Origin of the sequence: Streptomyces niveiscabiei, assembly GCF_001419795.1 — a bacterium.
Taxonomy (GTDB): Bacteria; Actinomycetota; Actinomycetes; order Streptomycetales; family Streptomycetaceae; genus Streptomyces; species Streptomyces niveiscabiei.
The window spans coordinates 1-10,961 of the sequence record NZ_LIRL01000368.1; the positions used below are offsets into that span (position 1 = coordinate 1).

11 protein-coding genes and 3 pseudogenes are annotated in these 10,961 nt (G+C 70.9%); 10 read left to right on the forward strand and 4 right to left on the reverse strand.

Annotation, left to right across the window (positions count from 1 at the left end; genetic code table 11):
* Positions 1-69 precede the first annotated feature (69 nt).
* On the reverse strand, positions 70-333 hold the full coding sequence (locus AOK24_RS18595; RefSeq protein ID WP_055721198.1) for a GlsB/YeaQ/YmgE family stress response membrane protein: 264 nt from the start codon (positions 331-333) through the stop codon (positions 70-72).
* A 243-nt stretch (positions 334-576) separates the two neighbouring features.
* Here AOK24_RS18595 and AOK24_RS18600 point away from each other — a divergent pair.
* Both AOK24_RS18600 and AOK24_RS18605 read left to right on the forward strand, forming a co-directional pair.
* Positions 577-1,518: pseudogene (locus AOK24_RS18600) on the forward strand (hydrolase); the annotation flags it as partial.
* A gap of 157 nt (positions 1,519-1,675) precedes the next feature.
* The gene (locus AOK24_RS18605; RefSeq protein ID WP_055721200.1) at positions 1,676-2,116 is read left to right on the forward strand and encodes an SRPBCC domain-containing protein; all 441 of its coding nucleotides are present in this window, start codon (positions 1,676-1,678) and stop codon (positions 2,114-2,116) included.
* 22 nt (positions 2,117-2,138) lie between these two features.
* On the opposite strand, the gene AOK24_RS18610 is transcribed toward AOK24_RS18605, so the two are convergent.
* Both AOK24_RS18610 and AOK24_RS49705 read right to left on the reverse strand, forming a co-directional pair.
* Entirely contained in the window at positions 2,139-2,576 is a 438-nt protein-coding gene (locus tag AOK24_RS18610; RefSeq protein WP_055721201.1) for an SPW repeat protein, read from the reverse strand.
* Positions 2,577-2,634: 58 nt separating this feature from the next.
* Positions 2,635-3,424, reverse strand: a pseudogene (locus tag AOK24_RS49705) (LysR family transcriptional regulator).
* 144 nt (positions 3,425-3,568) lie between these two features.
* Between AOK24_RS49705 and AOK24_RS52745 the strand changes: the two are divergent.
* From AOK24_RS52745 to AOK24_RS18640, 6 genes are all read left to right on the forward strand, one after another.
* A complete protein-coding gene (locus AOK24_RS52745) occupies positions 3,569-3,646 on the forward strand; it encodes a putative leader peptide (protein WP_351405193.1) in 78 nt (25 codons plus the stop codon).
* Positions 3,647-3,762: 116 nt separating this feature from the next.
* Complete coding sequence (gene sfnG, locus AOK24_RS18620; RefSeq protein ID WP_055721202.1) at positions 3,763-4,851, forward strand: dimethylsulfone monooxygenase SfnG; 1,089 nt, start codon at positions 3,763-3,765, stop codon at positions 4,849-4,851.
* Between the two features lie 34 nt (positions 4,852-4,885).
* Positions 4,886-6,091: an acyl-CoA dehydrogenase family protein gene (locus AOK24_RS18625; protein ID WP_055721203.1), complete on the forward strand. Its 1,206-nt coding sequence runs from the start codon at positions 4,886-4,888 to the stop codon at positions 6,089-6,091.
* A gap of 99 nt (positions 6,092-6,190) precedes the next feature.
* Positions 6,191-6,745, forward strand: a complete 555-nt coding sequence (ssuE, locus tag AOK24_RS18630; RefSeq protein ID WP_055721204.1) for an NADPH-dependent FMN reductase — start codon at positions 6,191-6,193, stop codon at positions 6,743-6,745.
* On the forward strand, positions 6,745-7,929 hold the full coding sequence (locus AOK24_RS18635) for an SfnB family sulfur acquisition oxidoreductase (protein ID WP_055721205.1): 1,185 nt from the start codon (positions 6,745-6,747) through the stop codon (positions 7,927-7,929). Before ssuE ends, AOK24_RS18635 begins: the two co-directional genes overlap by 1 nt.
* A 19-nt stretch (positions 7,930-7,948) precedes the next feature.
* On the forward strand, positions 7,949-9,094 hold the full coding sequence (locus AOK24_RS18640) for an LLM class flavin-dependent oxidoreductase (protein WP_055721206.1): 1,146 nt from the start codon (positions 7,949-7,951) through the stop codon (positions 9,092-9,094).
* 16 nt (positions 9,095-9,110) lie between these two features.
* On the opposite strand, the gene AOK24_RS18645 is transcribed toward AOK24_RS18640, so the two are convergent.
* On the reverse strand, positions 9,111-10,178 hold the full coding sequence (locus tag AOK24_RS18645) for a substrate-binding domain-containing protein (protein WP_055721207.1): 1,068 nt from the start codon (positions 10,176-10,178) through the stop codon (positions 9,111-9,113).
* Positions 10,179-10,255: 77 nt separating this feature from the next.
* Here AOK24_RS18645 and AOK24_RS18650 point away from each other — a divergent pair, with 77 nt between their 5' ends.
* Positions 10,256-10,693: a MarR family winged helix-turn-helix transcriptional regulator gene (locus AOK24_RS18650; RefSeq protein ID WP_055721208.1), complete on the forward strand. Its 438-nt coding sequence runs from the start codon at positions 10,256-10,258 to the stop codon at positions 10,691-10,693.
* Positions 10,694-10,813: 120 nt separating this feature from the next.
* A pseudogene (locus AOK24_RS50795) lies at positions 10,814-10,961 on the forward strand (aldehyde dehydrogenase family protein); the annotation flags it as partial.

The following is a 10,961-nucleotide window of genomic DNA, read 5'->3' on the forward strand; positions in this document are numbered from 1 at the left end:
GGCTCGTGGTTCGCCGGGCGGCGTGTGTGGGGGCGGTGGCGCTGGCGCCTGTCCGGCCCAACACCCCCCTCAGCGGCGCGACTTCGTGCGGTCCAGTGCCGTGACCCCCACCGCCGCCAGGCCGATCTGGATGAGCCACTCGATCCAGTCGACGCCGTTCGTGTCCTGGACGTCGAGGCCGTTCGCGATGGCGGAGCCGATGAGGGCCGCGGCGATGCCGACGAGGATGGTCCACAGGACGCCGATGTGCTGGCGGCCGGGGACGACGAGGCGGCCGAGCACGCCGATGACGCAGCCGATGACGATCGCGCTGATGATTCCGGAGATCTCCATCTTCGCCCCTTCGAGTCGGGATCCCGTCGACCTACGTGTGCCCCTCCCGGCGCCGAACAGTCAGGTCCGGTTCATTGCCCGGGCTTGGGGGTCTCCTCGCCCGCGCTTGATGGTCCGCACACCTTCATGCCATGTACCTTTCAAGCGATCAATGCGCGTAGAGCCGTCCGACCTGGGCCTACGCGTACACAGCCCGTACCCGCACCCGCCACTTTCCCCCCATCCTTCACGGAGGTCCGCCGGATGCCCGGTATCGCACGTCCCCGCGCCAAGACCACGAGCACACTCGCCGCACTCGGCCTGCTCGCCGCCGGCGTCACGCTCCAGGTCACCGCCGCCACGCCCTCGCACGCGGCCACCCCCCACCGCGTCCTCTTCGACAACGCGCACGCCGAGACCGCCGGCAACGCGGACTGGATCATCTCCACGAGCCAGCCCGACCCCCTGGGCGAGGACTCCGCGCCGTCCGCCGAGACGGATTGGACCGGGGCGCTGTCCTCCTGGGGCGTGGCGCTCCAGCAGACCGGGGACTACAGCCTCAAGACGCTGCCGTCGGGTTCCGCCCTCAGCTACGGGGGCTCCTCGGCGACGGACCTGAAGAACTTCGACACGCTCGTCCTGCCGGAGCCGAACACCCTCTTCACGACCGCCGAGAAGACCGCGATCATGACCTTCGTGAAGAACGGCGGCGGCCTCTTCATGATCTCCGACCACACGGGCGCCGACCGCAACAACGACGGCGAGGACGCGGTGGAGATCCTCAACGACCTGATGACGAACAACACGGTCGACTCGACGGACCCCTTCGGCTTCTCCATCGACTCCCTGAACATCAGCTCCGGCTACCCGGCCGCCATCACGGACTCCACGAACCCGGTCCTGCACGGCTCGTTCGGCACGGTCACCAACAGCCTCATCGCGAGCGGCACGACGGCGACGATCAAACCGTCCGACAACTCCACCGCCAAGGGCCTCCTCTACCGCTCCGGCTACTCCGGCACCACCGGCGCCTTCTTCCTCACCTCCACCTTCGGCTCCGGCCGCATCGCCTTCTGGGGCGACAGCTCCCCGATCGACGACGGCACCGGCCAGTCCGGCAACACCCTCTACGACGGCTGGAACGACCCGAACGCCACGAACGCGTCCCTCGCCCTGAACGCGACGGCCTGGCTGTCGAAGGCGTCGTGACCGCCTGACGCGCAGGCCCCTACGAGGGGGAGTAGCGGCACGGCTCCCCCTCACCCGCCCCCGAGGTCGGCGTTCGTGCCGGGGATGCGGCACTCGTGGGGCTGTGGGAGCGTGACGGGGTCGCGTATCGCCGGGAACCGGAGTGAGGCCAGCGATGGAGTACTCGTACGTCCTCTATGTCGGCGCTTCCGCCGAGCAGGTCTGGGATGCGCTGACCGATGCCGAGTCGACCGCCGCCTATTGGGGGCACCGCAATGTGTCGGACTGGGCCGAGGGGTCCCGTTGGGAGCATGTGCGGGTCGACGGGTCCGGGGTGGTGGACGTGGTCGGGGAAGTCGTGGAGAGCCGTCGGCCGGAGAGGCTCGTGACGACCTGGGCCGATCCGGCCGAGCCGGCTGCCGTGTCGCGGGTCGCGTTCGATGTCACCGAGTATCAGGGCGTCGTCCGGCTCACCCTCACGCACACCGACGTTCGCGACGCGCGTGAACTCGCCGATGTGGCCAGGGGCTGGCCCGCCGTCCTCTCCAACCTCAAGACGGCGTTGGAGACCGGGCGGCCCCTGGCGACGGAACCCTGGACGGTTCCGGAGGGCTGAGGCGGCCCGGTCGGGTCGGGGTTCAGGTTTTCGTGCTCTTCGCCGCCGTGAGGGCGCACATCACCCCCAGGATCACGGCCAGCGCGCCGATGATGATGTTGTTCAGCTTCACCCCGTTGTCCGGGCTGCTGCCGACGACCCACGGGGCGATGATCATCCACACGCCCAGCGCGCACATGGCCCAGCTGAGGCCGTACATGCGGGCGGGCGCCACCGTGAAGCCGACGCCGAGGAGGGCGATCGCGATGCCCACGATCAGGTTGTGGGTCATGAGCGGGGGCTGGTTGGCGGTGTAGTGGAGGATCCAGGGGGATACGGCGCAGTACAGACCGAGCAGGAACACCGGCCCGTCCACAAGCGCCACATCACGACCGCCGAGCATGCGGGCGTACCGCTCCCGCATCTCGGAGACATCGGGGTGAGTCGATAGGTCACCTCGGGTGTGCGAGACGTTGGCCATGATTCGTCTCCTTCGACGTGATCGCGGTGATAACGCCGCTTTACCCTCTATTCTGCTCTTATTTTCCCTTTATGTGTAGTGCTGTGCGAACGAACCCGTCATGCAGACCCCGCGCCCCCTGCGGCACCGCCTCCGCCGCAACATCAACAGCACCTGCGGTGTACGCCCCGCGAGCGGCCGGTACGTGATCGCCCCCAGCCGCTCCAGCGGATCACCGGCGACGCTGAACAGACGTAGCGGTGCATGACGTACCCCGACCGCATCCCGATCAGCGGCACCCCCGCCAGCTCCTCCACCCCGACCGCCTCCCGCGACACCAGCGGACACCCCGGATGCATCACCACGACGGGCCGCCCCCGCAGCAACTCGGTGGACGCGAACTCGGCCGGCATGTCGTCCCCTTCGAGATGGTTGACGAGCCCGAGGTCGAACCCCCCTTCCAGCAGGGCCCGTTGGATGTCGGACTACTGCGCCCCCACCACCTCGACCTGGGTCAGCGAATGGGCCCGCCTGAACTCCCGCACGGCGGGGATCAGTAGCGGCACGGTCGCCGTGTTGACCGTTCCGACCCGCACCATCCGGCTGATCCGATGCTGCTCGCCGGCGGCGGACCGCAGCCGGTCGACCGCGTCCAGCACCCCGATGATGTGCGGCAGCAGCTCCCGCCCGGACGCGCTCATCGTCGCCCCCGACCGCTTGCGCTCCAGCAGCTCCACCCCGAGCTCCCGCTCCAGATTCCGCACCGTCTCGCTCAACGCGGGCTGGGACAGCCGCAGTTCCTCCGCCGCCCGGCGCAGGGAGCCGAGCCGGGTGACCGCCGCGATGTATTCGAGCTGTTCCGTCCGCATGCCCGGCAGAATGCGGGCCGATTACCGCCGCGTTCAAGGGTTTCCCTGTCACACGTTCGTGAAATTCAATGGTCCGCGATCCGAGACCGGTCGGGTTCTCCTTGACGGCCTCGCCGGACGGCTGCCACGATCGACGGCATGAAGATGCGACTGGACCTCACGCGGCGACGCCATGTCGACCTCGCACGCGTCTCCAGCGCCTCCTGTCGCGCCGCGGCCTGATCCGACTCCCCGCAGATCCGCCGCAGTCCCTTTCCTGAAGCCTGAATTCCCCGCGCCTTTCGCGCGCCCCTGAATTCGGCATGCCTGAAAACGCCCACCCGCCACAGGAGTTCCGCGTGCCCGCACCCGTGAAATTCGCCTACTGGGTCCCCAACGTCAGCGGTGGACTCGTCACCAGCTCCATCGAACAACGCACCGACTGGGGTTACGACTACAACCGCGAACTCGCCGTACTCGCCGAGAACAACGGCTTCGAGTACGCCCTCAGCCAGGTCCGCTACATGGCCAGCTACGGCGCCGAGTTCCAGCACGAGTCCACCAGCTTCTCCCTCGCGCTCCTCCTCGCCACCGAGCGCCTGAAGGTCATCGCCGCCGTCCACCCCGGCCTGTGGCACCCCGGCGTCCTCGCCAAACTCGGCGCCACCGCCGACCACTTGTCCCAGGGCCGCTTCGCCGTGAACGTCGTATCGGGCTGGTTCAAGGGCGAGTTCACCGCCCTCGGTGAACCCTGGCTGGAGCACGACGAACGCTACCGCCGCGCCGAGGAGTTCATCACCGCCCTGCGCAGCATCTGGACCGAGGACCACACCGAACTCGCCGGAGACTTCTACCGGTTGCGGGACTTCACCCTGAAGCCCAAGCCGCTCAACACGCCCGAGCGCCCGCACCCGGAGATCTTCCAGGGCGGCAACTCCACCGCCGCCCGCGCGATGGCGGGCCGCGTCTCCGACTGGTACTTCTCCAACGGCAAGGACTTCGACGGCGTCACCGAGCAGATCGACGACATCCGCAAGTCCGCTGCCCAAGTCGGCCGCACCGCACCGAAGTTCGGCCTCAACGGCTTCCTCATCGCCCGCGACACCGAGGCCGAGGCCCGCGACACCCTGCGCGAGATCGTCGCCAAGGCCGACCGCGAAGCCGTGGAGGGATTCGGCGCGGCGGTGAAACAGGCGGGACAGTCCACCGCCGACAAGAAAGGCATGTGGCAGGACTCCACCTTCGAAGACCTTGTCCAGTACAACGACGGCTTCCGCACCGGCCTGATCGGCACCCCCGAGCAGATCGCCGAGCGGATCGTCGCCTACCAGAAGCTCGGCGTCGACCTCTTCCTCCTCGGCTTCCTCCACTACCACGAGGAGGTCGAGTACTTCGGCAAGAAGGTGCTCCCGCTGGTGCGCGAACTCGAAGCCCAGCAGACCGCCTGACCACCCCCCCACCCGCCGAAAGGTCGTACCCGCCATGACCACCGCAACCCGCTGGACCACCACCCCCGCCACCGCCGAGGAATGGATCGCCCGCGCCGCCGAGGCCGCCGCCGTCCTCGCCACCGACGCCGCCGCCCGCGACAAGGCAGGCGCCACCCCGCACGCGGAAGTACAACTCCTCAAGGACGCCGGCCTCGTCACCCTGCTCGGCCCCACGGAGCACGGCGGCGCGGGCCAGGACTGGCCGACCGCCTACCGCGCCGTCCGCGAGATCGCCAAGGCCGACGGCTCCATCGGCCAGCTCCTCGGCTACCACTACCTGTGGTTCTGGGCCGCCCGCCTGGTCGGCACCCGCGAGCAGTGGGAGCGCCTGGAGGCCGAGGCCACCCGCGGGACCTGGTTCTTCGGCGGCGCCGTCAACCCCCGCGACCACGACGTGACGGTCACCGAGGACGGCGACGACCTCGTCTTCACCGGAGCCAAGACCTTCTCCACCGGCAGCAGGGTCTCCGATGTCACGGTCCTCGAAGGCGTCCTGGACGGCACCGACGCGCACGTCTTCGCCGTCGTCCCCTCCACCAGCCCGGGCCTCACCTTCCACGACGACTGGGACAACATCGGCCAGCGCCTCACCGAGTCCGGCAGCGTCACCATCGACGCCGTCCGCGCACCCTGGACCGACGCGCTCGGCTACACCGGCAAGGAGTTCCAGCCGCGCCCGTACAACACCCTCAACGTCCCCACCATCCAGCTCGTCTTCGCCAACTTCTACCTCGGCATCGCGTCCGGCGCCCTGGAGACCGCCGCGACCTACACGCGCACCAAGTCCCGCTCCTGGCTGCACGGCGGCCACGCCCGCGCGACCGACGAGCCGTACGTCATCGACATCTACGGCGACCTCACCGCCAAGCTCTGGGCGGCCGAGGCCCTCGCCGACGCGGTCGCCCGGGAGGGGCAGCGGCTGCACGACGACCCCGACGCCGTCACCCCCGAGACGCGCGGCGCGTTCGAGGTACGGGTCGCGGCGGTCAAGGCGCGCGCCACGGACGTCGCCCTGGAGGCCACGAACCGCATCTTCGAGGTCACCGGCGCGCGGGCCACGGCCGCCGCCGAGGGCCTGGACCGGTTCTGGCGCAACGTCCGCACGCACACCCTCCACGACCCCGTCGCCTACAAGCGCCGCGAGGTGGGCCGCTGGGTCCTGGACGGCGAACTGCCCGAACCGACCTGGTACTCCTGACCGCTGCCCCGGGGGTGCTCCTCATGAAGCACAGGAGCACCCCCTCCTCGAAAGACCTCCCCTCCTCGAAAGAGCCCCTCCTTCTCGAAAGAGGACCCCATGGCCACCGTCCTGTCCGTCTCCGGCAGCCCGTCCCCCTCCTCCCGCACCGGCCGCCTCCTGCGCCACCTCGACCAGCGCCTCACCGCGCAGGGCCACCGCGTGATCCCCCTCGACGTCCGCACGATCCCCGCCGAGGCGCTGCTCGGCGCCGACTTCAAGCACCCGGCGATCGTCGAGGCCACCGGCCTCTTCGCGGACGCCGACGGCGTCGTCATCGGCACGCCGATCTACAAGGCGTCCTACTCCGGCGTCCTCAAGGCCCTCCTCGACCTGCTCCCGCAGTACGCGCTCACCGGCAAGACCGTCCTCCCCCTCGCGACGGGCGGCTCCACCGCGCACGTCCTCGCCCTGGACTACGCCCTGCGCCCGGTCCTCACCTCGATGGGCGCCGCGCACATCGTGCAGGGCTGGTTCACCCTCGACAAGGACATCACCGCCCACGACGACGGCACGGTCACGATCGCCCCCGCCTCCGCCGGGGCCCTCGCGGAGGTCGTCGACCAGTTCTCGGCGGCCCTCGGCCGCACCCCGTACCTGGCGGCGGCGAGCTGATGGCCGCGCACGTGATCGCCGACGCTGCCGAGGCCCTCGCGGTCGCCCGACGGCTCGCCGAGGAGTTCCGCCCGGACGCCTCGGCGCGCGACCGTGAACGCCGCCTGCCCCGCGCCGAGTTGGACCGCCTCTCGGAGTCGGGCCTGCTCGCCGTCACCGTCCCCGCCGAGCACGGCGGCGCCGACGTCGACGCGGCCACCCTTGCCGAGATCTTCCGCCTCCTCGCCACCGCCGACGCCAGCCTCGCCCAGATCCCGCAGAGCCACTTCGTGTACGTCAACGTCATCCGCCGCCAAGGCACCGAGCAGCAGCGGAAGTTCTTCTCCGCCGAGCTCCTCGCCGGCCGCCGCCTCGGCAACGCCCAGTCCGAGGCCGGCACGCGGCACGTCCAGGACATCCGCACCCGCCTCGACCGTCACCCCGACGGCTCGTACACCCTCACCGGCACCAAGAACTACTGCACCGGCGCCCTGTTCGCCCACTGGATCCCGGTCCTGGCCCGCGCCGAGGACGACAAGCTGTACGTCGCGTACGTCCCCGCCGACACACCCGGCGTGCGCGTCGACGACGACTGGGACGGCCTCGGCCAGCGCACGACGGCCAGCGGAACCGTCCACCTGGACGCGGTCCCCGTCCCGGCGGACCGTGTCCTGCCGCACCACCTCACCTTCGAGGGCCCTCAACTCCACGGCGCCGTCGCCCAGTTGCTGCACGCCGCGATCGACGCCGGGATCGCGGGCGGCGCGCTCGCCGAAGCCGTCGCCTTCGTGCGGACCAAGAGCCGGCCCTGGTTCGAGAGCGGGTACGAGACCGCTGCCGAAGACCCGCTGCTGATCCAGCGGTTCGGGGAACTCGCGATCCAAGTCCGGGCCTCGGAGGCCCTGTTGAAGGAAGCGGCCCGCGCGGTCGACGCGGCCCGGGCGGAGTTGACCGACGACACCGCCGCCGAGGCGTCCATCGCGGTCGCCGCCGCGAAGGTGACCGCAGCGCAGACCGCCGTCGACGTCGCCGCCGCTCTCTTCGAGGTCTCCGGCACCCGCTCCGCGCTCGACTCCCTCAATCTGCACCGGCATTGGCGCGACGCCCGCACCCACACGCTGCACGATCCCCCGCGCTGGAAGGTGCAGCACATCGGCCGGTACGTCCTCGACGGCACCCGGCCGCCCCGCCACGGCCTGCTCTGACCTCCTAGGAGACCCCCACATGTCGTCCCTGACCTTCCACTGGTTCCTCCCGACCAACGGCGACAGCCGCCATGTCGTCGGCGGCGGCCACGGCACCCCGGCGACCGCATCGGGACGCGACCGGCCGCCCACGGTCGGCTACCTGAGCCAGATCGCCCGCGCGGCCGAAGACCTGGGGTTCGTGGGCGCGTTGACCCCGACCGGCGCGTGGTGCGAGGACGCCTGGCTCACCACGGCCATGGTCAGCCAGCGCACCGAGCGGCTGAAGTTCCTCGTCGCGTTCCGGCCCGGGTCCGTCTCGCCGACGCTCGCCGCGCAGATGGCGTCCACGTTCCAGCGGCAGACCGGAGGACGGCTCCTGCTCAACGTCGTCACCGGCGGCGAGAGCCACGAGCAGCGGGCGTACGGGGACTTCCTCGACAAGGACGACCGGTACCGGCGCACCGGCGAATTCCTCGACGTCGTACGGGGGTTGTGGGAGGGGAAGTCCGTCGACCTGACGGGCGATCATCTGCGGGTCGAGGGCGCGAAGTTGGCGCGCGTGCCCGACCCGGTGCCCGAGGTGTACTTCGGCGGGTCCTCGCCGATCGCCGGGGAGATCGCCGCCAAGTACGTGGACGTCTACCTCACTTGGGGCGAGCCCCCGGCGCAGGTCGCGGAGAAGATCGCCTGGATCAGGTCGCTCGCCGCGCGCCACGGCCGTACGCTGCGGTTCGGGATCCGCCTCCACGTCATCACGCGCGACACCTCCGAGGCGGCCTGGGCCGAGGCCGACCGCCTGCTCGCCGGGTTCGACCCCGAGACGGTGAAGTCGGTGCAGGCGGGCCTCGCCCGGAGCGAGTCCGAAGGCCAGCGCCGGATGCTCGAACTCCACGGCGGCGACCGGGACGGGCTGGAGATCCACCCCGGCCTCTGGGCCGGCATCGGCCTCGTCCGGGGCGGCGCGGGCACGGCCCTGGTCGGCTCCCACGAAGAAGTCGCCGCCCTCATCAAGGAGTACGCGGCCCTCGGCATCGAGGAGTTCGTCCTCTCCGGCTACCCGCACCTGGAGGAGGCGTACTGGTTCGGCGAGGGCGTCCTCCCGAGGCTCGCGGCCGAGGGCCTGTGGACACACCCGGCAGGGACGACACCAACCCCATCGCCCCAGGTGCCGTTCGCCTCCTGAGTCCTCCCGCCGTCCCTCAGGGACGCAGCTCGGTCAGCACGTCGAAGTCGAGCCCGTCCGCGCGCGCCAGATAGATCCGCTGGCGGACGTGGCTGCCCTCCAGGTGGAGCAGCCCGCGCGGCCCCTCGTACGACACCGAGGGTGCCGTCGCCCCGATCCGTGTCACGTCTCCCGTGCCCGCACGCCGCAGCAGTGCCGCCAGGAGCAGCACCCCCTCGTAGCAGGACTCCCCGAGGCTGCCGGGGGACGGGGCGTCGAGGCCGTAGCGGTGGGCGTAGAGGCCGTGGAAGTCGAGGGTGTCGGGGGTGGCGAGGGACGTGAAGAAACCGGCCGTGCTGTACAGGTCGGCGGTGGCGGACGCGCCGCTCGCCAGCAGCATGTTCTCGTCCATCAGCGTGCTCAGGCGCAGCGCCCGCGCGTCGAGGCCGTACGCCGCGAACGCCCGGTTGAAGCGGACGGCGTCGCTGCCGACGAGCAGCATGAGGACGCCGTCCGCGTCGGAGCGTTCGATACGGCGCAGGACGGCGGCGAAGTCGTGGGTGCCGAGGGGGAGATACGCCTCGCCGACGACCCGGGAGCCGGTCCGCCGGGCGTACGTGTGGGCCGCGCGAGCCGTACGCCGGGGCCAGACGTAGTCGTTGCCGACGACGAACCACCGCCGCACCCGGCGTTCCCGCGCGAGCAGGACCATCGCCGGGGACAGCTGGTCGCGGGGTGTCTCGCTGGTGAGGAAGACCCCGGCGCGGTCCTCGCCGCCCTCGTACAGCGCGGTGTATACGTACGGCACACGGTGGGCGACGCGGGGCGCGAGGGCCTGGCGCACGGAGGAGATGTGCCAGCCGGTGACGCCCTGGACGGCCCCGAGGTCGACGAGGGACTCGACGCGGTCGGCGACCTCACGCGGCGGCGCGCCCCCGTCGACGGGCACGAGCCGCAGCTCGCGGCCGAGCACTCCGCCCGCCCGGTTGACCTCCTCCGCCGCGAGCCGCGCGCACAGCTCGCAGGCGGGCCCGAAGATGCCGGCGGGCCCCTGGAGCGGGAACACGAGGGCGACGCCGAAGACGGTGGGGTCGGGGCGGAACATGGCGCCATGGTCCAGGGTCCCCGCTTCGAACTCCAGTCCGTCTCATAGCATGTACACCTCTCGGAGCTAGGAGCAGGATGCCCACCTCGTCCGCCCGCCGGCCCAATGACCTGATACGCCTCCTCACCAGGGCCGAACGGCTGGCCGCGCGCCGCCTCCAGGCCGTCCTGGACGAGGAGGGCTGCTCCCTGGACGCCTGGCGGGTGCTGACGCTGCTCGCCGACGACGCGGGCCACCACATGTCGGCCATCGCGGAAGCCGCGTTCCTGCCCCCGCCGACGCTCACGAAACTCGTCGACCAGCTCGTGGACCAGAACCTCGTCCACCGCCGCGTCGACCCGCACGACCGGCGCCGCATCCTCGTCCACCTCACCCCGCGGGGCCGCGACCACTGGCGCCGCGTGGACCGCGCCGTACGCCGCGACTGGCCCGCCCTCGGCGAGGGCGACGAGGAGATGCTGAAGGCGCTGCTGGAGCGCCTCGCGGAGACGGTGGACGGCTCCACGCGCGTGTGATCGCGCCCTGGCGCAAAGTAGTCGTATGTCCCGGGAATGTTGGCCCGCAGCCGATAGTTGCTATATACATCTGATCGAGAACCGTCAGACCGGCACCGTCTACCCGAGCGAGGCACCCCCGTGACCACCGAGCGACCCGCCGACGTCGTCACCCGCCTGCGGACCACCTTCCGCACCGGCCGCACCAAGCCCGTCGAGTGGCGTACGGCGCAACTGCGCCGCCTGCGCGACCTGCTCACGGAGAAGGGCGCCGACCTCGCCGCCGCCC

Coding starts and splice junctions, on each gene's coding strand:
- AOK24_RS18640 (WP_055721206.1), top strand. CDS start 7,949: ATGTCGTCCCTGACCTTCCACTGGTTCCTCCCGACCAACGGCGACAGC.
- AOK24_RS18595 (WP_055721198.1), bottom strand. CDS start 333: ATGGAGATCTCCGGAATCATCAGCGCGATCGTCATCGGCTGCGTCATC.
- AOK24_RS18625 (WP_055721203.1), top strand. CDS start 4,886: ATGACCACCGCAACCCGCTGGACCACCACCCCCGCCACCGCCGAGGAA.
- AOK24_RS18605 (WP_055721200.1), top strand. CDS start 1,676: ATGGAGTACTCGTACGTCCTCTATGTCGGCGCTTCCGCCGAGCAGGTC.
- ssuE (WP_055721204.1), top strand. CDS start 6,191: ATGGCCACCGTCCTGTCCGTCTCCGGCAGCCCGTCCCCCTCCTCCCGC.
- AOK24_RS18645 (WP_055721207.1), bottom strand. CDS start 10,178: ATGTTCCGCCCCGACCCCACCGTCTTCGGCGTCGCCCTCGTGTTCCCG.
- AOK24_RS18635 (WP_055721205.1), top strand. CDS start 6,745: ATGGCCGCGCACGTGATCGCCGACGCTGCCGAGGCCCTCGCGGTCGCC.
- AOK24_RS52745 (WP_351405193.1), top strand. CDS start 3,569: ATGCGACTGGACCTCACGCGGCGACGCCATGTCGACCTCGCACGCGTC.
- AOK24_RS18610 (WP_055721201.1), bottom strand. CDS start 2,576: ATGGCCAACGTCTCGCACACCCGAGGTGACCTATCGACTCACCCCGAT.
- AOK24_RS18650 (WP_055721208.1), top strand. CDS start 10,256: ATGCCCACCTCGTCCGCCCGCCGGCCCAATGACCTGATACGCCTCCTC.